Below are 21,068 nucleotides of genomic sequence, written 5' to 3' on the forward strand. Positions count from 1 at the left end.
TTAGGGTCGTCAAAGACGATGACGTTGATAGGATGCAGGTGTACAGGTGGTAACATCATAGCCGAGCATTACTAATTGCCCGTTCACTTTTTGTCTTCCGGGTATGGGGATATATACCTTCAGTAAGCAAATAGCTTTACTTTTTTACATCATGTCTACCTTATTCAGGTGACTATAGCACCGGGGTTCCACCTCTTCCCATTCCGAACAGAGAAGTTAAGCCCGGTCACGCCGATGGTACTGCGTAACAGTGGGAGAGTAGGTAGTCGCCGTTTTAGAGAGAAGCCTCCATATCATTAGATGTGGGGGCTTTCTTGTTTTTATATGTTTTCTGTGTCGAAAATGTAAAAAAGTGCAGTTCTTGAAAAACAAATATAAACCTCAACTGTTTATTATTGTGAACCTATTAGAAACGACATGAAAACAACTGTAAAGACATTCTGGCTGTACATGCTACTGATGCTGACTTGCAGCATTAGTGCTAAAGCCTTTGACTTTACAAAGGTGGATGCCAGACTGGCCGAAACCTGCGAAGTCTCAGCTTCCTTATCTTCATGTTCTTCTTCCGATAATGTTGAAACGAAAGCCTCTGCTTTTACCGATATTAAATATACGTGGACATCGGATATAGAATTGGGTAATAAACCAATTACCGAAATCTATTCTATGAACCAGCAGCGTCTGCGCAGAGCTCTTGAAGATAACATATTTCTAAGAAATATTCTTTTGGTTTTATCCAATCACGAGAACCTTCTCGTACAAGATCAGTCTAAACTATACTATTCAGATAAAGACCCGTATTATGCAATGACGGGTAGTGATTACTATATTTATACGCTCCGGCGGATTTTGATTTAGCCGATACTTCTTTATTAAAACCTCTCTTTCCCCTTCTTTCCCTGTAGTAGCAGAAAGTGGGTGTCCTCTTCGTATGCCTTTGTGCTGAGATGTGGACATTGCTACCCCTATGCTTCAAAATCAATTTCAATACTAACAATTAAATTTATCGTTATGGAAACTACTCAAAAGAAATCCGCCTCTTTTAAGGGCATCAAGTCTGCCGGTTGGGTAATCGTTATCTGTTTTATTATCGCCGTGCTTATTTTTAACTTTGTGTTGGGAAATCCATCCAACTTCATGAACAATGATCCGAACAACCACCCGTTGCCGGGAAACTTCCTCGGTACTATCTATAAAGGTGGGTTTATTGTTCCGATCATTCAAACCCTCTTGCTGACCGTCATTGCACTCAGCATTGAACGTTACATTGCTATTCGTGCTGCTTTCGGTAAAGGCCAGTTGGCAAAATTTGTGGCTAATATAAAGGCGGCTCTGGCTGCCGGTGATATGAAGAAGGCTCAGCAGGTCTGTGATGCACAGCGTGGCTCCGTGGCCAATGTAGTGAATGCTACTTTGAAGAAGTATGCCGAAATGGAGAATGACACCGAGCTTTCTAAAGATCAGAAATTACTTGCCATTCAGAAGGAACTGGAAGAAGCTACCGCGCTGGAACTGCCGATGATGGAGCAGAACCTTCCGATCATCGGTACCATTACTACGCTGGGCACATTGATGGGACTGCTCGGTACGGTTATCGGCATGATCCGTTCGTTTGCTGCCTTGGCTGCCGGAGGTAGTGCCGACTCTATGGCGTTGTCGCAAGGTATTTCCGAGGCATTGATTAATACTGCCTTCGGTATCTTGACCGGTGCACTGGCCGTTATTTCCTACAACTACTATACCAATAAGATTGATAAGCTGACTTACAGCCTCGATGAGGTTGGCTTCTCCATTGTGCAGACTTTTGCTGCTACGCATAAATAAATCGACCGGACCCTTTAAATCTTACAATTATGGGTAGAGCGAAGATAAAAAAGAAAAGTACGTTCATCGATATGACGGCGATGAGTGACGTGACCGTATTGCTGCTGACTTTCTTCATGCTGACTTCTACGTTTGTGAAGAAAGAACCGGTACAGGTCACCACCCCGGCCTCCGTATCAGAGATTAAGATTCCGGAGACAAATGTACTCCAGATATTGGTCGACCCGAGCGGAAAAATATTTATGAGTCTGGACAAACAGGCTGACTTGCGCAATGTGCTGGAAGCTATGGGGCAGGAATACGGAGTAACCTTTACTCCGGAGGAAACCAAGAAGTTCATGTTGGCATCTACTTTCGGCGTGCCGATGAAGAGCATGAAGAAATACCTCGACTTGCCGCAAGACCAGCAGGATGCAGTGTTGAAGAATGAAGGAATACCGACCGACAGTATCGACAATCAGTTCAAAGCATGGGTACGCAATGCCCGTGCAGCGAACAGCGACCTGCGTATTGCCATCAAGGCAGATGCCAATACTCCTTATTCCGTAATAAAGAACGTGATGAACTCGCTTCAGGACCTCAGGGAGAACCGGTACAACCTGATTACTTCTCTGAAAACAACAAGTGACGAGTGACAAGCTACGAGTTACAAGTAGAACAAGAAAGGAAAACATTATGGCTGAAATACAAGAAAGCGGCAATAAGAAAGGCGGGAAAAGCAAACAGAAGAAAATGACCGTCCGGGTGGACTTTACTCCGATGGTAGATATGAACATGCTGCTGATTACCTTCTTTATGCTTTGTACCTCACTGAGCAAACCTCAGACCATGGAGATAAGCATGCCGAGCAACGACAAGAGCATTACCGAAGAGCAGCAGACTAAAGTAAAGGCATCGCAAGCCATCACGCTGCTACTGGGCGATGACAACAAACTGTATTATTACGAAGGAGAGCCCAACTACAAAGACTACACCTCGCTGAAGGAAACCACCTATCAGCCGGACGGTCTGAGGGCAATGCTCCTGCAACGTAATAGAGCTGCTGTGAATGAAGTGAACAAGCTGAAGCAGCAGAAACTGGAACTGAAGATATCAGAAGACGACTACCGGAAACAGCTCTCTGAAATAAAGAGCGGAAAAGATACGCCGACAGTCATCATCAAGGCTACCGATGCAGCCTCGTACAAGAATCTGATTGATGCCCTCGATGAGATGCAGATATGCAATATAGGTAAGTATGTGATAACGGACATTGCCGAAGCCGACCAGTTTCTGATGAAGAACTACGAAGGCAAAGGCGCTCTGTCGCAGAACATTGCCGAATGATGTGTAACACCTAAAAATTAGAAGAATATGTCTAAAGTAGATTTAAGTTCTCAGGCGTGGTGTGACCTGATATTCAGCGGCAAGAACAAAGCGTACGGCGCCTATAAGATGCGTGAGGACTCTCCCAAGCGTCATAATATAGCTGTGATATTGGTGATAGTCATTGCACTGATAGGCTTCAGCATTCCTACACTGATAAAGATGGCTACCCCCAAGCAGAAGGAAGTGATGACGGAAGTGACCACCCTCTCGCAACTGGAAGAGCCCGAAGTGAAGCAGGAAGAAATGAAGCGCGTGGAACCTGTAGCCCCGCCGCCGCCCGCCTTGAAGAGTTCAATCAAGTTCACCGCCCCCGTCATCAAGAAAGATGAAGAGGTAAGGGATGAGGATGAGATAAAGAGCCAGACGGAACTGACCCAGACCAAAGTCGCCATCTCCATTGCAGATGTGAAAGGTAATGACGAAGCCAATGGCAAGGACATTGCCGACCTGAAACAAGTGGTTACGCAGGCACCCGTAGAAGAGGAAAAAGTATTCGATATGGTAGAGCAGATGCCTACCTTCCCCGGTGGCCAGGCCGAACTGCTGAAATATATTGCCGATCATTTGAAATATCCGACAATTGCCCAGGAGAACGGTGTGCAAGGACGTGTGACCTGCCAGTTTGTAGTAGGCAAAGACGGTAAAGTGCGGGATGTGACCATCCTCAAAACCCTGGACCCCTACTGTGACAAAGAAGCCGTCCGGGTGATATTATCAATGCCCAGTTGGATTCCGGGCAAGCAGAATGGTAAACCGGTCTCTGTGAAGTATACAGTGCCGATAACGTTTAGGTTACGATAAGTGTGTGTGTATGAAAACGGTGAAACAACTTCAGCTTTCGGGCTTGTTCGTAATGCTGGCTCTGCTGTCTGCCTGCCAGAGCAAGCCCAAGGATGGACAGACGGATACCTATACATCCGGTGTGATTGCAATAGCTGCCGACGAAAGTTTCCAGCCTATTGTTCAGGAAGAAATCGATGTATTCGAGGGTCTGTTCCCCCTGGCAGGAATTGTACCCCGTTATGTGACGGAAGTTGAAGCCGTCAATCTCTTGCTCAAGGACAGTCTGCGGTTGGCAATAACCAGCCGCAGGCTGACTCCCGAGGAGATGAACTCCTTCAACAGCCGGAAATTCTTCCCGGAGGAGATAAAGATTGCCACGGACGGGCTGGCTTTGATTACCCACCGCAGCAATCCGGATTCGCTGATTACGGTAAAAGACATCCGCCGCATCCTGACCGGAGATGCCGGACAATGGACGGACATTTATCCCACTTCCCGCCTGAAGGATATTCGCTTGGTCTTCGACAATAAGAATTCCAGTACCGTACGCTTTGCAGTGGACTCCATCTGTCGGGGAGCAGCGCTCTCGAACCGTGTAAAGGCGCTGAAGACAAATAAAGAAGTCATCGACTACGTATCCCGTACGCCCGATGCCATCGGCATTATCGGTGTGAACTGGCTGAGCGACCGCAACGACAGTACAGGACTCTCTTTCAGTGCAGAGGTGCGGGTAATGTCCGTCAGTGCCGCCGACAAAGCCACACCTGCGAATAGTTACAAACCCTATCAGGCATATTTGTTTTACGGCACTTATCCGTTGACACGCAGCATCTATGCCCTGCTGAACGACCCGCGGGGCGCACTCCCCTGGGGATTTGCCTCCTTCCTCGCTTCCGACCGGGGACAGCGGATTATACTGAAGTCGGGATTACTGCCCGCCACCCAGCCGGTGCGCGTGGTGAACGTCAAAGATGAATAACTAAAATGAAAGCTGAAATGAAACACAAATTTGTACTCTGTATGGGAGCGCTGCTGCTGGCAGGTACGCTCGCCGCACAAACGCCGGTGCCCGAATGGCAGGCGGGTGTGGATAAAGTGAAAAGTCTGATAAAGACGAGTCCCGAACAAGCTCTCGATGAAGCCGATGCACTGCTGAAAGGCAAGAATAAAAAGAATGTGGATCTTGTGACCTCCGTTGCCCGTGCCTACCTGGATGCAGGCAAACTGCCGGAAGCCGAGAACTACCTGGAACTGGCAAAGAAGGCCGATAACAAAGCTCCGGCGGTCTCTGTACTCGAAGGTGACATAGCCCTTGCCCGGAAAGACGTGGGCAAGGCTTGCCAACTTTATGAGCAATCCATCTATTTCGACCCCAATTACCGCGAAGGTTATCTGAAGTATGCGCAAGCCTACAAATCGGCCAGTCCCACGCAGGCCATAGAGAAGTTGCAGCAACTCAAAGCGATAGCCCCCGACTGCGTGGAAGCCGACAAGGAACTGGCCGAAGTGTATTATGCCAACAACCGCTTTGGGAAAGCAGCCGAAACCTATGCCAAGTTTATCGACACCCCCGTGGCTACGGAAGACGACCGGCTGAAATATGCTTTCGCCCTGTTCCTGAACCATGATTTTGAGAAATCCTTGCAGGTTGCTCAGGAAGGTTTGGCTGCGAATGCCCGCCATGCCGCCTTCAACCGCCTTGCCATGTACAACACTACCGACCTGAAACGCTACGAGGAAGCCGAACGATATGCCGACGCCTTCTTCCACGCTTCGGACAATGCCGATTATTCTTATCTGGACTATCGGTACCATGGAGCTTTGTTGAGCGCCCTGAAGAAATACGATCAGGCTGTGGCGGAGTATGCCAAAGCATTAGAAAAAGACAATACCCAGATTGAACTGTGGCGCGAAATCTCCGATGCCTACGAGCAGAACAACGATTATCCGCAATCCATAGCTGCTTACCGGAAATATTATGATGCATTGAAGCAGAGTGAAAAGACTCCCGAAACCCTGTTCCAGTTAGGCCGCCTCTATTACGGAGAAGGAACTTCCCAGGACACGCTCGCCGTCCGGCCTGCCGACCGCATGGCCGCCTTGCAGTCTGCCGACTCTGTGTTTGCACTTGTTTCCGAACAAGCTCCCGATAGTTACCTGGGCGATTTGTGGCGTGCCCGCACCAACTCTGCTATAGACCCTGAAACAACAGAAGGTTTGGCAAAACCTTATTATGAAAAGGTAGCGGGCATACTTTTGGCTAAAAACGATTCGAAATACAACGCAGCATTGATAGAGTGCTACAGTTACTTGGGCTATTACTATCTGCTGAAGAGCGATTACCCTGTTTCAAAAGAGTTCTGGAATAAAATTCTGGCTATCGACCCCACCAATGCCACAGCAAAAAAGGCGTTGGACGGCATCAAATAGCGATAATTTTAGTTGTTTGTCGTGTCGGGAGGAGCGGAGAGTGATTCTTAGCTCCTCTTTTTTTTGAGGCTTCTGATTCTTTTTTCTTCTTCCTTTGCATTTTTCTTGCTCGGGCGCTTGCAGATATCAAAAGAATGTCTACCTTTGCGGTGTACTATTATACTAATACACATAAATAATAGAATATTTAAATCATCCAAGCGTATGTTACAAGTAGAAAACATTTCATTTAGTTATCGTAAGGGCAAGAAAGAAGTCCTGCACGATTTTTCGCTTTCGCTGGAAGGAGGCAGGGTATACGGGCTGTTGGGAAAGAACGGAGCCGGTAAGTCCACACTGCTTTACCTGATGAGCGGGTTGCTTACTCCCAAACGTGGGAAGGTAATGTACCGTGATACCGATGTACGTCGTCGGTTGCCTGTTACGTTGCAGGACATGTTCCTGGTGCCCGAAGAGTTCGAACTGCCATCGATTTCTCTGATCAGCTACGTAGAACTGAACAGTAAGTTCTATCCGCGCTTCAGTAAGGAAGATATGGTGAAGTACCTGCATTTCTTCGAGATGAATTTGGATGCAGACCTGGGAGCGTTGTCCATGGGGCAGAAGAAGAAAGTCTTCATGAGTTTTGCACTTGCCACCAATACCTCACTGCTGCTGATGGACGAGCCTACCAATGGGCTGGATATTCCGGGCAAGAGTCAGTTCCGCAAATTTATTGCTTCGGGCATGTCGGACGATAAAACCATTGTCATCTCTACACACCAGGTGCGCGATATCGACAAGGTGCTGGACCATGTATTGATAATGGACAATAGCCATGTGTTGCTGGACCAGTCCATTGCCAGCATCTGCAGCAAACTCTTTTTCACGGAGAGCGACGACCGGGAGCTGGCGAAGACGGCACTCTATACACTTCCGTCCGTGCAGGGCAATTTCCTGATGTTGCCTAATAAGGAAGGTGAAGAATCGGAAATCAACCTCGAACTGTTGTTCGGCGCCGCGCTTGCCGCCCCCGATGAGATAGCAACTATGTTTCACTCTAAAACGAACGAACAATGATAAGCGATACTTTTTTTAGTTTAAGCCGCTTTGTGAGCGTATGCCGCAAGGAGATGGTAGAGAATTGGAAGCCATACGTGCTCCGTTCGGTGATGGTCTATGGAGTTCTGGCAATTCTTTTTATTTGGAATGGGTATTATACTTATAAGTTTGCCGGTTCCTACTCGGCAGGTGAGACGGACCCTATGTGGGTATTTGAATCTGTATTGTTTCTGTGCGGACTTTTTGCCTGGGGATGTATCAGTGCTTCGTTCACCATGGAGCGGATGAAGACCAAAACGAGCCGGCTTGTTGTGTTGATGACGCCTGCCACCATGTTCGAGAAATTCTTCTCCCGCTGGTTACTGGCTACATTTGGTTTTCTCGTGGTATACTTGATTGCTTTCAAGATGGCAGACTGGACCCGCGTTGCTGTCTATACGGTAGCTTATCCTCAATTGGATATCGTCTCTTCATTCCCGCTTTGGGAGTTTTGTACGAATACCGGTAGCTTTTACGACGCTTCTGTAGAAAATGGCCAGGCGCTGATGTTTATAAGCGGATACTTCTTTGCCCAATCGTTCTTTTTGTTGGGTAGCGTTGTCTGGCCCAAGAATGCACTTGTCAAGACGTTTGCTGCCGGGATATGTATTGTGATAGTGTATGTTTTGGTTGCAATAGCATGTATCAAGGCTGTCGTACCCCATGATCTCAATATAAGCGGTGGAGATATCTCCGAAGTGGCGGCACGCAATACGGTAATTACGATCAATTTCATTTTCGTCTTCTTTAATTGGGTACTTGCCTATTTCCGTTTCAAAGAATCAGAAATCATTAACCGTTGGTAATTATGAACTTTAAAGATAGTAAAGCCATCTACCTGCAAATAGCAGACCGCATTTGCGATGAAGTGCTTCTCGGGCAATATCAGGAGGAAGAGCGTATTCCTTCGGTACGGGAGTATGCGGCTGTGGTAGAGGTCAACGCCAATACGGTGATGCGCTCGTACGACTACTTGCAGACGCAAGGCGTCATCTACAACAAGCGGGGCATCGGTTACTTTGTATCGGCCGGTGCACGCGGATTGATCCTTTCGCTGCGAAAAGAATATTTTCTGAAAGAAGAAGTGGATTATTTCTTCAAGCAGATATTTACGTTGGGGATTTCGGCCAAAGAACTGGCGGATATGTACCAGGAGTTTATTAAGAAACAAAAATAAAAGAAGATAGTTATGAAAAGAACAACTTATATACTGATAGGAATGCTGATTGCCGGACTGGTGGCGATAATCGGCGTAATATTCTATATACCTACCCTGGGTAGTACCTGGGAAGACAATTCCGTGGAGATCAACGGAGAACAGAAGACGGTGCAGTTGCCCGAATGCCGTGTAGTACAGTTCTTGATACATACGGACGAGAAGGATAGGGGGAAAACCGTCGCTTTTGAAAACACAACGCTGTTGATGCAATCTACGGGTGCGGCAACGGGTAGCTTTGCCTATGCCGATGGACTGGATTCATACTTGTCGATGAAAACCAGTGGAGATACTTTGAATATTGTGTTCGATCTCTCGGCAAACAAATTGGATGATAAATTTAAGGATATGCGCTGGATAAATGTGCGCACGGCAGGGATGTGCCTGAATATACCGGAGAGTGTTCAGCATGTGTCTGTCGCGGCTTATGTCTTGAAAACAACCTTCAAGGGTTTCGACCGGGATACTTTTTCGTTCAACGTACAGGGGGCTGCCAGCGTGGAAGATTGCCGTATCAATTCTTTAAGCGCTTGTGCTGAAAGCTTGCATTTTAATAGCGGTGAAGTACATGATTTATATCTGAACCTGGATGACATTCGCAGATGGGATGTAGAAACAGATTCTTTCCATATAGATACGGAGCATCTGACCGGTTCCAGGGAGCATCGTAACACTCTTCAGAAAGGAGAATGCCGACAAGTTTTGTGGACTCCGCAAACAGAAAAGGCTTCCTTGACTCTGAATTTGCCGGAGGCGGCCAAGATAGAAATAGGAGAGTGACCGATAATGCTGTAACAATAATATGCAGAGTATCTTAATTCCCCTCCTTCAGGAAGGAGGGGTGCCCGAAGGGTGGGGTGGTAGGTGAGTCCTGAGAGGAGGAGAATGGAAATGACAGATTTTCATTCTCCTACATTATAGCGAGTGCAGCTTTGCTTTGTTTTGTAGATTTTCCTATCTTCGCATCCTATAAAACATTAGAATCTATGAACAAGCATCTTTTTCTGCAAATAGTTGTTGCATTCACTTTCCTCAGCCAGTCGCTGGCTGTATTTGCCCAATCGGCTGACTGTACATTTATTCCCGCAAACGACTCCCGTATCGTCTACATGGGACGTGTTTCACATCGTAATCCTTCTTCGCCTTGCTTCACCTATCCCGGAGTCAGCATCATTGCGAATTTCGAAGGAACTTCCCTGGCCATGAAGGCAAAGCCCAACAGCGGCTATTTCATGGTAGAGATCGATAACCAATCTCCCTATAAAATCGGTTTCGGCGAGAAAGACTCTGTTCAGATTCTGGCGGAAGCATTGCCGGCAGGTGTGCATACGGCACGCATCATGTACGTCATCGAAGGTTTTCACCTTCGCCCGGAATTCAGAGGGTTCTATCTTGACAAAGGTTGTAAACTTGCCCAGGCTCCCCAACTGCCGGCGAGGAAGATTGAATTTATAGGCAACTCCATCACTTGCGGATATGGTGTAGAGGCTACCGATGCTTCGCTGCCCTTCACCAACGAAACGGAGAATCATTACTATACTTATGCGGCTGTCACGGCCCGTGCCTTGAAGGCGCAACATTTGGTGGTTGCCCGTTCGGGCATCGGTATTTATCGCAATTATAACGGGCCGAGGACGGGGAATCCCGACTGCATGCCTGCCATGTACGAGCAGACTTTGTTCTCCGACCCGTCCGAAACGTGGGACCATAGTCTGTATACTCCGGATGTGGTCTGCATCAACCTGGGTACGAACGATACGAGTACCGACAATTACGACCCGCAGCTGCTGACGCAAGCTTATCGTAATTTCCTGAAGACCATCCGCGGTCATTATCCCCAGGCTAAGATTGTTTTCCTGACCGGATGCATGTTGGGCGGTAAGTCTCTCGAAGTGGTAAAAACAGCTTTGAATACAGTCGTTACCGAAGCCAAGCAGAAGGGTGATGCAAACTTGTATCGCTTCGACATGTCTCTTCAGACGGGCGCTTTGGGAATGGGGGCTTCTTATCATCCTTCCCGCAGGCAGCAGCAAAAGATGGCAAATGAGTTGACTGCTTTTCTGAAAACAATTACGGGTTGGAATTAGTTTATACTTCGTAACGGATAGAATGTACAAAGTATGATTCTGCAATTAGCATTTGTATTAGTCGCTATCATCATCGGTGCCCGTTTGGGCGGCATCGGTCTTGGTGTTATGGGAGGAGTCGGCCTGGCGATACTGACATTTGGTTTCGGATTGCAACCCACCTCTCCGCCTATTGATGTGATGTTGATGATAGCTGCTGTTATCTCTGCCGCATCGTGTATGCAGGCGGCCGGTGGACTGGACTATATGGTAAAGTTGGCAGAGAAACTGCTGCGCAAGAATCCGTCGCAAGTTACGCTTCTGAGCCCTATCGTAACCTATTTGTTTACATTTGTAGCCGGTACGGGGCATGTGGCATATTCTGTGCTTCCCGTTATTGCAGAAGTAGCTACCGAAACAAAGATACGTCCGGAAAGACCGTTGGGGATAGCCGTTATTGCTTCGCAGCAAGCCATCACGGCAAGTCCTATTTCTGCTGCAACCGTTGCGCTGCTCGGACTGCTGACGGGGTTTGATATAACTCTGTTCGATATATTGAAGATCACCATCCCGGCTACTATCATAGGTGTATTGGTAGGCGCCTTGTTCTCAATGAAAGTAGGCAAGGAGCTGGTCGATGACCCTGAATACAAGAAAAGACTGGCAGAAGGTTATCTCGATACTAAGAAGGTAGAACTGCAAGACATACATAATAAGCATCACGCCATAATATCTGTATTAATCTTCATACTTGCCACTGTCTTTATTGTCTTCTTTGGCTCCTTCGATGGCTTACGCCCTTCGTTCGTGGTGGATGGTGAAACGGTGAAGCTGGGCATGTCTGCCATCATCGAGATTGTGATGCTGTCCGCCGCCGCCCTTATTTTGTTGCTGACCAGGACTGATGGCATTAAGGCGACGCAAGGTTCGGTATTTCCGGCAGGTATGCAGGCCGTCATTGCTATTTTCGGTATTGCCTGGATGGGTGATACTTTTCTTCAGGGCAATATGCTCCAACTGACGCAATCTATTGAAGGAGTGGTAAGGGAGATGCCGTGGTTGTTTGGCATAGCCTTGTTTGCTATGTCCATTCTGCTTTATAGTCAGGCGGCTACGGTGCGTGCTTTGATGCCTTTAGGCATTGCTTTGGGCATTTCACCGATGATACTTATTGCTTTGTTTCCAGCCGTAAATGGTTATTTCTTCATTCCCAATTATCCTACCGTCGTGGCTGCCATCAATTTTGACCGTACGGGAACTACCAAGATTGGTAAATATGTGTTGAATCATTCATTTATGATGCCCGGCTTAGTTGCAACGGTAGTGGCCATCGCATTGGGGTTGCTGTTTATAAAAGTCTTTTGAATGTAAAGGGAGACGGGTGATTACAGACGTATAGAAACAAAAAAGAATCGCGGAATTGCGATTCTTTTTTTATTTAGTTGCGGAGATCCGACCCTATATCGTAATTTGGATTTTAAAACATAGCTGATTATCAATCTTATACGTTTCTTTACTCAGTTGTTTTTATGGGTATTTGTCCGAAATCTGTCCGAGGATAATTCCTGTAAGTTATTGATTTACTGTATCTGATCTATCGCTTTCTCGATATTTTCCAATTTGTTCATGAGAACAGATTCCAAATTGATGATGGCAGCTGTCTGCATAAAAGCAGCTACAAGTTCGGGGTGATCCTCCGCATAGGCAACGCCATATTTATTGCTGATAATGTCCATTGCAGATGTCATGTAGAAGGTGGTTTCTTCTACTGATTGTTGCATAAGTTCTGAATATGCTTTCTTTTCAAATTCCTTTTCCATAATGTTTAATATTTAGATATTATATATTCTACTTCTCCAAATCTGATCCGCTTGCAATGGCACATATTACATTGCTTTCCTCGTGGACATCTTTTTTAATGACTTTAAGCTGACCTCTCAATTCACCAATTTCTAAAAGCAACTTTTTATTTTCACTCTCAAGCTGGTTGTACTTCTCGATGAAAAATGAAAAATTAATTTCACTATTCAAATTTTTATTATCATCAAGCAAGATATCCCCCTCTCCGGTTATAATTCTCATGATATTTACTGAAGGATATTTGGTATGTATATTTAGCAATACTTCTGTTGTTATATCCTTTTTAAGATTGGCGATGTAAGGACGGCTCATACCAATAGAGGTGCTCATCTCACTCGCAGAGATGCCCAAAGCTTTACAGATATCTAAAAGACGTTGCTTAATCATACTTTATTCCTAACTGATAATAAAAGTTAATACGATAAATATATTTATCTATTTATTTTAGTATGATAAATATGTTTATCATATTTGCGTTGTGTTACTAATAATAACACCGCTAAGTTAACAAAAACACAATTATAGCGAATTATAAACCATCAAATATTTATCAAATATGGCATTTAGAGACTATATAGATTCGTTACCCAATGTACGGTTAGATACAATCCAAAAGATTGCGGAGATAACCTATTCTTCCAAGATGACAGTGTATCGTTGGCTGTCTGGCGAGGTGGAGCCGCCTATGCTTAAAAAGAAAGTGATTGCCGAACATCTTGGCAAGAGTGTAGAAGAACTATTCCCGATAAATAAAAATTGATAAGGTTATGAGTGTACAATTTATTACAGCCGAAGAGGCACGAGAAAAAGCTATGAATTATAGCAATGTAGAGGAAATATGCAGTCATATAGAGATGGCGGCAAAAAGAGGTCTATACAAGACTCGTTTCATTTTTATTTCTGAAAATGACCAGGACAAATTGAAAGAACTTGGGTATAGTATAACAGAGGATGATGACTACAAGATGCCTTTCATTGTATCATGGAAATACAAACAATGACATCTCTTACTAACATAGAATTTTATAACACTCCTGAAGGTGAAGTGATGGTTAAGGCTGTGGGGCAACCGGCTGTTCCATTTAAGGAGAATGATCGGGAGCTCGTATCTGAAATGTTGGCCATTATCCGAGACAGATACACGAAGGCGCATGATGCGCTAATGAAGTTGTATTCTGCCAGCACGATGAATCGGTGGCACTACGAATATAAGGTCGTTCATCGCTTTATCCGCTGCAACTTCGGAGAGTATGATCAATATAATCTTGATATCAATCACAACGGTGTATTCCAATTCGAAGAGGTGCGTTGCCCTCTGCGTGGCGAGTGTGAGCTTGAAGGCATTGTTTGCAAGCCTGAACTTAATACCAAACTTACCGAGCGCGAGCTCGAAGTGTTTCGACTGATTGCGGCTAATTTGCAAACGGATGCAATTTCTGTAGAGTTGCATATTTCTCCGTGTACCGTGAACAGACACCGCGAGAATATCAAGGCTAAAATAAGGGTAAACAATGTGGCCGAATTGGTGGCATATTGGCATCAGAACCAAATGAAATAAAAAGTATTAACTTCAAATAATTAAGTAAAATGGATTTAAACAACATTGAAAAAGCAAGAACACTTTTTCCGGATGCAGTGAAGCTGCAGCTTCGGATCAATCAATCAGCAACCAAAGAAGATATTCGACGGTTATTGCCTGGTAGCGTTGTGCTGTTATCATGCAAGATCAGCAAGAACTATGCGAATGTCATTTATAGCGAGGGTGCGGCCAAACGTATGTTCCCGGATGCGACCAAGTATGTGGATAAGATAGATCTTGGCAATGAGCGTTTCGCTAATATCTATCGGGATGACCAGAACGACGGAGTTAAGGTGATGGTGAACTTTCTCCCAGCAACTTACGAGCGACTTATCAATGCGCTGGAGATGGCCTTTGGTGAGAATTTGTATCAAATGAGTAATTATGCAGAGTGCTCGATGGGGTGCCTTTTCTTCAAAAAAACATACGTAGAGGATGTTGCTAAAGTGCTTCTCCTATTCAAGGAAGATGCATGATGACAAACCGTAATTGATTAATAAAGGAATAATATTATGGAATCAAATTCAGAAAGAATTTTTCTTTTAGCAACTAAAGAAAGCAAAAAGTATGTAGGTTTTACCTATTGTATAGGTGTATTCAAATTAGGTACTCCAAACATGGAGTTTATTTTGGGAGAAACAGATAATGATCGGCAGTACAAGGCCGGTGATGAAGTAGCTTATATCTATAATGCCGATTATACTGATAGTTTGCAAAGCGCTTTAGATTGGTTAAACAAGAAAAAGTAATATTTAAGTAATAAGGATCATGATTACTAAAACAATATTCAAAAAGAAGTTCCCGGACGTTAAAGTACAGAAGCTGCAGACCAGTGTTGTCTTTAGCAGGCAGCAAGTGGAAGAAACCGTCTTGCAGATGTGCGATTCTCTCGGCATCGGATTGCTTTATTACAATTATTCTAATAGATGGATAACCGCCTATACCTCCGAGAAAATGAAAAAAGCACTGGATTCAATGGAGCCGGGTTCAGAAGTCTTTCACGAACATTATGGTGTATATGGCAAGGTGGTGAGCGAAAAGCCTTTTGTCATTTGCGGGGAGTTGTGTATTCGGGTTGACTTTGGAGGGATTCCTGAAGATGGAGTATATAGTTGTACATGTTTTGTAATGTAAAAAGAAGGTATGAACATTGGAATATTAGCAATTGACAGTAATTATCCTAATCTCGCACTTATGAAGATTAGTAGCTATCATAAGGCAATAGGTGACAATGTGGAATGGTATAATCCGTTGTTCCATTATGATAAAGTCTATGCCGCCAAAGTATTCAGTTTCACGCCTAATTACGGGTATTACATCAACACTGATGAACTGGAGGTTGGGGGAACGGGTATTAATGTAGATAAGATACTTCCTCTTGAGATAGACCGATTGCAGCCAGACTATTCGCTTTACAAACTTGATGACAAAGTGGCTTACGGATTCCTTACTCGTGGATGTCCCAACAAGTGCAAATGGTGTGTAGTTCCGAAAAAAGAAGGCCCGATAGCTCCTTATATGGACATTGAGGAAATATTCATCAATGGAAGAAAGAACATTATCCTGATGGATAACAATGTTCTGGCTTCTGATTATGGACTCAGACAAATAGAAAAGATTGTGAAGTTGAAGCTCCATGTGGATTTTAATCAAGGTTTAGATGCTCGTTTGGTAACAGATGATATAGCTCATCTACTTGCAAGGGTTAAATGGATAAAGCGAATAAGATTCGGTTGTGATACACCGGGGCAGATTGCGGAAGTTGAACGTGCAGCGATGCTGATTGATAAATACGGGTACAAGGGAGAATATTTCCTATACTGCATTCTAATGGAATTCAAAGAGTCCTTCCATCGTGTAAATCATTGGAAAGGTGTAAGCCGCCGTTTTCTCCCTCACTGCCAACCTTATCGGAGCTTGAACAATCCACACCAAGTGATTCCGCAATGGCAGAAAGATATGGCGCATTGGGCTGACCGGAAAGAATTCTATATGAGTTGCGAGTTTAAAGACTTCACCCCACGCAAAGGGTTTAGATGTAATGAATATTTTTATAACAATTAGAGTAAAATAAAAGTAGAAATGAACCTGCAATCCAAAATAGACTACTCCATTGCCCTACTTCGCAAATGTGAACAGATGGCACTTGATTATGACCCGGAGAATGGCTTCTACCTTGCTTTCTCCGGTGGAAAGGATAGCCAAGCCCTCTACCACCTTGCAAAGATGGCAGGAGTAAAATTTAAGGCTCACATGAACCTTACAAGCATTGACCCTCCGGATGTTATTCGCTTCGTAAAACGGAACTACCCGGACGTGGAACTGATAAAACCTAAAATGTCTATTTACGACATGGCTTTGAAGTGTCACTTTCTTCCGACACGTAGGTTACGTTGGTGCTGCGCTAAATACAAAGAAATGTCCGGTGAAGGAAAAGTAACTCTTATCGGCATTCGCCATGCAGAAAGCGTAAGACGTTCCAAGCGTAATGAGGTGGAGACAGGGGATAGAAAATTTAGCGGAAACTTCGACCAATTCTCCGAGCATAAGGAAAAGATGATTACGTGCGTAGGAGGCAAGGATAAAGTACTGATTTCTCCTATAATCTATTGGACTGATAAAGACGTATGGGACTTCCTAAACGGGAATGGCATAAAACATTGTTCACTATACGACGAAGGGTATAAAAGAATTGGTTGTATTCTTTGTCCGATGTCTAATTACAAGCAGAAACGAAAAGACTGTCAGCGTTTTCCCCATGCAAAACGAAAGTGGGTTCAAACTATTCAAAAGCTCATTGATGCCGGATATATCAACCATAACTTTACCGATGCCGAATTTGGTTTTAATTGGTGGATAAGCGATAAAAGTTTTGACCAATATTATGCAGACGAAGTGCTGCAACAGAAAATAGAGTTTAACGTATAACAAGAAATATATGAGCAAAACATGGATATTTAATTATAGATCAATGGCTGCCATGACGGAGGCGAATCCAGAGTATAACCCTACAAGTGGTGTAGAGCTTGTGATATGCGATTCTGAAACATTTGAATCTAAATCATCTGATTTTTTAGAAGCCTGCAAAGAGTTTGATGAATTTTCAAGAAATGTCAAAATGTGGGACGTTGATCCGGAAGCCTCTTTCAACAATGGAGAATGTTACAAAAACATTAAAGGAGTTGTAACGTATAATGAATTTTTATAACATCAAAACAAAGTAGAATGAAACATGAAAAAAAAGTCTTAACCATTACGTTCGATACCATGAGTGGAGCAATTTCTGCAGATTGGGATCAAGGAATTGAAGCTGAATTAATCAAACAGATGTGTGAATATGCGTGGTGCAAAGCTGAATGTGAGTTAGAGCCACCGGATGATTAAGCAATAATATGAAAAAGTTACGTCCTTGATAACTTGACCGTAACGCTATTCCTTTGTACCAATTAAATAATCCTCAATATGATTAAAGCTACCGATATCTACGCTGCTACCCATGACGGGTTAGATATTATTTTATACTACTACCCGCAAGCTGAAGGGTGCGTAGACAACAAAAAAAAATTCAAGCGCCGTCCTGATGAAGATGACGCTTCAGCCTGCCTCAAGAAGTTCCAGGACTGCTACAAGGTTACTGACTTCGGCGATGCAGGTTCGGCCATGAGCCCGATAGATATCTGCATGAATGAAGAGAACATCCGCTTTCCTGAAGCTGTGGCACTGCTTGCTTCTCGATACAATGTGACGGATGAACTCAAGCGATCCGTAAACAAACCTGATATTCGTAAGCGGCCTGCTATGGCTGACGAAGCCGAAGGCAGCAGGTTCTTCGAGCTCGAAGAGAAGTTTACTGATGAGCAATTACAAATCCTCGGCCCGCGCGTCAAGCAGGAGCATGCCGATGCGCTGCACTGGTATGTGGCCAAGTCCATTTCCTACGTCCGGAACCGTGAAGTCACCACCAAATACACTACGCCTACTTACCCCATCTTCATGCGCGAATGTGTAGTCACCAAAAAAGATGGTAGCACCGACAAGTTCTACAAGATATACGAACCTTTAAATCCAGATAAGCAATGGCGATTCAGCTATACCCCTGATGGAGTAAAGCCGAAACAATATATCAACGGTTTTGCCGAGCTACAGAAAGCTTATCGGGATTTCAATGTACAAGAAGAGAAATCTTTCTTCAATGATCCGAAGAACAAAGACGCCCAATACAAGGAGCAGAAGCTGAAAGAGGCCTTCATCTGTTCCGGTGAGCGTGATTCTCTCTGTGTCCGTGCCCTCGGCTGCCACCCACTGTGGTTCAACAGCGAAACCTACAAGGTGACTCCTGAAGAAATCAAGGAGATATATAAATACGTGGAGTGCATCTATAACATTCCCGACATCGACGATACCGGTATTCGCAAGGGAACCGAGTTGGCACTGTGCTTCCTTGACATCTATACGATATGGCTTCCGGATTGGTTGCGTGGCTATCGCGACCAACGCGGAAAGCCCCGCAAAGATTTCCGTGACTTTGTGGGCTTGCGGCCGAAGCAGGAGGACTTCCGCAACCTGCAGACACTGGCCATGCCCGCCAGATTCTGGGTGGATAGCTGGAGCGAGCGCAGCCGCAAGATGACCTATGAAGTGAACACTTCCTATCTGCACTATTTTCTTTCCCTGAACGGGTTCTATACCCTAAAGGATGATAACTCCAACGAGGTTAGGTATATACGTCGGAAGGGATGCATCATTAGTGAGATTAAGGCCAAGGATATTGTGGCATTTCTCAAGCGGTTTACCATAGAGCGTTATCTTCCGGTGGATATCCGCAATCTGATAATGAACTCTCCTCGTACTGGAGAATCGTCCTTGGCGCAGCTTGATGAAATCAACCTGGATTTCCGGAGCTATACCCCCAAGGAGCAATATATATTCTTCGACAAAGAGACATGGGAGGTCAGCAAAGACGGCATTAAGTCGCTGCATGGGCAGATACCCGACAACCGCAGCGCATGGGAGTCGAACGTAATAACTCATAAGGTCAGTATTCTCCCTCCGATGTTTGAATGGTCGTATAGACAAGATGCAGAAGGCAGAGATATATTCGATGTCACCATCAAGGAGCACAGGAGTTGCTTCTTCAATTATCTAATAAATGCCAGCCGCCTGTACTGGCGTAAGGAGCTGGAGTATGCCTGGAAGGATAAGGGAGTGGACGAAGCGGATAAGTACCGGGCAGAGCATAAGTTTGACATTGCCGGACCGCTGCTTTCTCCGGATGAGATCCGCGAGCAGAAGCAGAATCTGCTGAACAAGATGTTTGCCATCGGTTATAATATGCACCGATATAAATCGCCGTCACGTGCATGGGCGCTCTATGCCATGGACAACAAGATAGGCGAAGATGATGAATGTAACGGGCGTAGCGGCAAGAGCTTCCTTTTTAAGACGTTCCGGTTCTTTATGCGGACCGTCAATCTTTCCGGGCGTAATCCCCGTCTACTCGACAATCCGCACGTGTTCGATCAGGTGGATGTTCATACGGACTTTGTCCTGGTCGATGACTGCGACCGTTACCTGCCGATGAGCCAGTTCTATGACAACATCACTTCGGGCATGACGGTCAATCCTAAGAACAACAAATCATTCTTTATCGAGTTTGAAGACTCTCCGAAGTTCGGTTTTACCACGAACTATGTACCGCGTGAGTTTGATCCCTCCACGTCGGCACGTATGTTGTATATGGTGTTCTCGGATTACTACCACCAGAAGACAGAAGAAAACGATTATCTTGAGACCCGTACCATCCGCGATGACTTCGACCGCAACCTGATGACGAACACGGACTACAGTGAAGAGGACTGGAACTGGGATTTGAATTTCTTCGCCCAATGCCTTCAGTTCTACCTGGCCATGGCCGACCGCAGCATCAAAATACAGCCACCGATGGAGAACATCATTACCCGCAAGCGCAAGGCCGACATGGGCAGCGACTTCGAGGATTGGGCCTACTGCTACTTCGCTGAAGACGGCGAGAATCTGAATACGCCCATTGTCCGGGAATTGGTCTATGATGACTTCATTACCACCTCCAAGTCGAAAAAGGAATTCTGGAAGATGCAGCGCTTCACCAAGGCATTGCGTAGTTTCTCCGAGTTGTGCCCTTACATTGCCGAGATGAATCCGATGGATCTGCTCAACAAGTCCGGCCGATATCTCCAGAAGATAGACGGTAAGACCAAAGAGATGATTTATATGCGCTCAAGACAGAAGAATGGAGAGCCGGCGGCTTTCGTGCCTCAAACAGAAAGTAGTGATGGAAACGTTCCGTTCTGATTATATCAAGCATTACGAGCGGTTTCTTCCGGAAATGCTGCTCGATGAATCGGCTACCGCCTACATCCGTCAGGTTTATGACTACCTGGAGCTAATGAAGCCGACTACTATCCTGAACCTCAATGCCGACAAGAAGAAACTGCCGTGGATGCTTGTGGCTGTAGGCGCGTTCCTCCTGGCACAAAATCACTGGATGGACTTTGAGCTGAACGATGATTACACCAGGCTAAGGCGAAAGCCCCTGCCTCCGAATTTCCATAAGGCCATGAGGTACCGACATCCTGTACCGGAGTAGAGCTTTTTGTAAAGGCTGTGGGCACAACTGTCCGCAGCTTTTACTATTTAATAAGATAGCGCCGACATCCCTCGTTCCTGGGTTTCTCACTCTCTTTCCTTAATTTATACAAAAACTTTGTAACTCTGTAACCTATGTTTGAAAAAAGAGATAAATACTTAATAAATAGAAAGTAACAAAGGTTACATTCTTAGTAACAAACATCGGTTACAAAAAATAAGGGTTTGTTACTTTTAA

At 45.1% G+C, this 21,068-nt stretch carries 27 protein-coding genes and 2 rRNA genes; 27 read left to right on the forward strand and 2 right to left on the reverse strand.

Annotation, left to right across the window (positions count from 1 at the left end; all coding sequences use genetic code 11):
* The 15 genes from AAE250_RS16065 to AAE250_RS16135 all read left to right on the forward strand — a co-directional run.
* A 23S ribosomal RNA gene (locus tag AAE250_RS16065) occupies positions 1–96 on the forward strand; the annotation flags it as partial.
* A 68-nt stretch (positions 97–164) separates the two neighbouring features.
* Positions 165–275: ribosomal RNA gene (gene rrf, locus AAE250_RS16070) — 5S ribosomal RNA — on the forward strand.
* A gap of 142 nt (positions 276–417) precedes the next feature.
* Positions 418–858, forward strand: a complete 441-nt coding sequence (locus tag AAE250_RS16075) for a hypothetical protein (protein ID WP_294601985.1) — start codon at positions 418–420, stop codon at positions 856–858.
* Between the two features lie 153 nt (positions 859–1,011).
* Positions 1,012–1,824: a MotA/TolQ/ExbB proton channel family protein gene (locus AAE250_RS16080; protein WP_294601984.1), complete on the forward strand. Its 813-nt coding sequence runs from the start codon at positions 1,012–1,014 to the stop codon at positions 1,822–1,824.
* Positions 1,825–1,853: 29 nt separating this feature from the next.
* Positions 1,854–2,459, forward strand: coding sequence for an ExbD/TolR family protein (locus tag AAE250_RS16085; RefSeq protein ID WP_294601982.1), 606 nt, complete (start codon positions 1,854–1,856; stop codon positions 2,457–2,459).
* Positions 2,460–2,499: 40 nt separating this feature from the next.
* Positions 2,500–3,150, forward strand: coding sequence for an ExbD/TolR family protein (locus tag AAE250_RS16090; RefSeq protein ID WP_294601980.1), 651 nt, complete (start codon positions 2,500–2,502; stop codon positions 3,148–3,150).
* A 27-nt stretch (positions 3,151–3,177) separates the two neighbouring features.
* Complete coding sequence (locus AAE250_RS16095) at positions 3,178–3,993, forward strand: energy transducer TonB (RefSeq protein WP_294601978.1); 816 nt, start codon at positions 3,178–3,180, stop codon at positions 3,991–3,993.
* Between the two features lie 10 nt (positions 3,994–4,003).
* Positions 4,004–4,954 carry a PstS family phosphate ABC transporter substrate-binding protein gene (locus tag AAE250_RS16100; RefSeq protein ID WP_294601976.1) on the forward strand — a complete coding sequence of 317 codons (951 nt, stop codon included), beginning with the start codon at positions 4,004–4,006 and terminating at the stop codon, positions 4,952–4,954.
* Positions 4,955–4,959: 5 nt separating this feature from the next.
* Positions 4,960–6,405, forward strand: coding sequence for a tetratricopeptide repeat protein (locus AAE250_RS16105; protein WP_294601974.1), 1,446 nt, complete (start codon positions 4,960–4,962; stop codon positions 6,403–6,405).
* 204 nt (positions 6,406–6,609) lie between these two features.
* The gene (locus AAE250_RS16110; protein WP_294601972.1) at positions 6,610–7,464 is read left to right on the forward strand and encodes an ABC transporter ATP-binding protein; all 855 of its coding nucleotides are present in this window, start codon (positions 6,610–6,612) and stop codon (positions 7,462–7,464) included.
* The gene (locus AAE250_RS16115) at positions 7,461–8,291 is read left to right on the forward strand and encodes a hypothetical protein (protein WP_294601970.1); all 831 of its coding nucleotides are present in this window, start codon (positions 7,461–7,463) and stop codon (positions 8,289–8,291) included. The genes AAE250_RS16110 and AAE250_RS16115 overlap by 4 nt, the downstream gene beginning before the upstream one ends.
* Before the next feature lie 2 nt (positions 8,292–8,293).
* Positions 8,294–8,662: a GntR family transcriptional regulator gene (locus AAE250_RS16120; RefSeq protein WP_294601968.1), complete on the forward strand. Its 369-nt coding sequence runs from the start codon at positions 8,294–8,296 to the stop codon at positions 8,660–8,662.
* 12 nt (positions 8,663–8,674) lie between these two features.
* Positions 8,675–9,481: a hypothetical protein gene (locus AAE250_RS16125; RefSeq protein ID WP_294601966.1), complete on the forward strand. Its 807-nt coding sequence runs from the start codon at positions 8,675–8,677 to the stop codon at positions 9,479–9,481.
* A 206-nt stretch (positions 9,482–9,687) separates the two neighbouring features.
* Positions 9,688–10,788, forward strand: a complete 1,101-nt coding sequence (locus AAE250_RS16130) for an SGNH/GDSL hydrolase family protein (protein WP_294601964.1) — start codon at positions 9,688–9,690, stop codon at positions 10,786–10,788.
* A gap of 33 nt (positions 10,789–10,821) precedes the next feature.
* Positions 10,822–12,132: an anaerobic C4-dicarboxylate transporter family protein gene (locus AAE250_RS16135; RefSeq protein WP_294601963.1), complete on the forward strand. Its 1,311-nt coding sequence runs from the start codon at positions 10,822–10,824 to the stop codon at positions 12,130–12,132.
* Positions 12,133–12,347: 215 nt separating this feature from the next.
* Here the strand turns inward: AAE250_RS16135 and AAE250_RS16140 are convergent, their stop codons facing one another.
* Together AAE250_RS16140 and AAE250_RS16145 are read right to left on the reverse strand one after the other, a co-directional pair.
* Positions 12,348–12,587 (reverse strand): hypothetical protein, encoded by a 240-nt coding sequence (locus tag AAE250_RS16140; protein ID WP_294601962.1) that lies wholly within the window; start codon positions 12,585–12,587, stop codon positions 12,348–12,350.
* A 28-nt stretch (positions 12,588–12,615) separates the two neighbouring features.
* Positions 12,616–13,014, reverse strand: coding sequence for a hypothetical protein (locus AAE250_RS16145; protein WP_294601960.1), 399 nt, complete (start codon positions 13,012–13,014; stop codon positions 12,616–12,618).
* 169 nt (positions 13,015–13,183) lie between these two features.
* Here AAE250_RS16145 and AAE250_RS16150 point away from each other — a divergent pair, with 169 nt between their 5' ends.
* The 12 genes from AAE250_RS16150 to AAE250_RS16205 all read left to right on the forward strand — a co-directional run bounded on the left by AAE250_RS16150 (position 13,184) and on the right by AAE250_RS16205 (position 20,831).
* Positions 13,184–13,387 carry a helix-turn-helix domain-containing protein gene (locus AAE250_RS16150; RefSeq protein ID WP_294601958.1) on the forward strand — a complete coding sequence of 68 codons (204 nt, stop codon included), beginning with the start codon at positions 13,184–13,186 and terminating at the stop codon, positions 13,385–13,387.
* A 7-nt stretch (positions 13,388–13,394) separates the two neighbouring features.
* Positions 13,395–13,628, forward strand: a complete 234-nt coding sequence (locus AAE250_RS16155) for a hypothetical protein (protein WP_294601956.1) — start codon at positions 13,395–13,397, stop codon at positions 13,626–13,628.
* Positions 13,625–14,185 carry a response regulator transcription factor gene (locus AAE250_RS16160; protein WP_294601954.1) on the forward strand — a complete coding sequence of 187 codons (561 nt, stop codon included), beginning with the start codon at positions 13,625–13,627 and terminating at the stop codon, positions 14,183–14,185. Before AAE250_RS16155 ends, AAE250_RS16160 begins: the two co-directional genes overlap by 4 nt.
* A gap of 29 nt (positions 14,186–14,214) precedes the next feature.
* Positions 14,215–14,682 (forward strand): hypothetical protein, encoded by a 468-nt coding sequence (locus AAE250_RS16165; RefSeq protein WP_294601952.1) that lies wholly within the window; start codon positions 14,215–14,217, stop codon positions 14,680–14,682.
* A gap of 36 nt (positions 14,683–14,718) precedes the next feature.
* Complete coding sequence (locus AAE250_RS16170; RefSeq protein ID WP_294601951.1) at positions 14,719–14,955, forward strand: hypothetical protein; 237 nt, start codon at positions 14,719–14,721, stop codon at positions 14,953–14,955.
* 19 nt (positions 14,956–14,974) lie between these two features.
* Positions 14,975–15,340, forward strand: coding sequence for a hypothetical protein (locus AAE250_RS16175; protein ID WP_294601949.1), 366 nt, complete (start codon positions 14,975–14,977; stop codon positions 15,338–15,340).
* 9 nt (positions 15,341–15,349) lie between these two features.
* Positions 15,350–16,270, forward strand: a complete 921-nt coding sequence (locus AAE250_RS16180) for a radical SAM protein (protein WP_294601947.1) — start codon at positions 15,350–15,352, stop codon at positions 16,268–16,270.
* Between the two features lie 18 nt (positions 16,271–16,288).
* On the forward strand, positions 16,289–17,134 hold the full coding sequence (locus AAE250_RS16185) for a phosphoadenosine phosphosulfate reductase family protein (protein WP_294601946.1): 846 nt from the start codon (positions 16,289–16,291) through the stop codon (positions 17,132–17,134).
* A gap of 10 nt (positions 17,135–17,144) precedes the next feature.
* The gene (locus tag AAE250_RS16190; RefSeq protein WP_294601945.1) at positions 17,145–17,414 is read left to right on the forward strand and encodes a hypothetical protein; all 270 of its coding nucleotides are present in this window, start codon (positions 17,145–17,147) and stop codon (positions 17,412–17,414) included.
* 17 nt (positions 17,415–17,431) lie between these two features.
* Positions 17,432–17,590 carry a hypothetical protein gene (locus tag AAE250_RS16195; protein WP_294601943.1) on the forward strand — a complete coding sequence of 53 codons (159 nt, stop codon included), beginning with the start codon at positions 17,432–17,434 and terminating at the stop codon, positions 17,588–17,590.
* 78 nt (positions 17,591–17,668) lie between these two features.
* Positions 17,669–20,536, forward strand: a complete 2,868-nt coding sequence (locus tag AAE250_RS16200) for a hypothetical protein (RefSeq protein ID WP_294601941.1) — start codon at positions 17,669–17,671, stop codon at positions 20,534–20,536.
* A complete protein-coding gene (locus tag AAE250_RS16205) occupies positions 20,517–20,831 on the forward strand; it encodes a hypothetical protein (RefSeq protein ID WP_294601939.1) in 315 nt (104 codons plus the stop codon). Before AAE250_RS16200 ends, AAE250_RS16205 begins: the two co-directional genes overlap by 20 nt.
* Positions 20,832–21,068: the final 237 nt, after the last annotated feature.

It is taken from the genome of Bacteroides sp. GD17 (assembly GCF_038448625.1).
Lineage (GTDB): Bacteria > Bacteroidota > Bacteroidia > Bacteroidales > Bacteroidaceae > Bacteroides.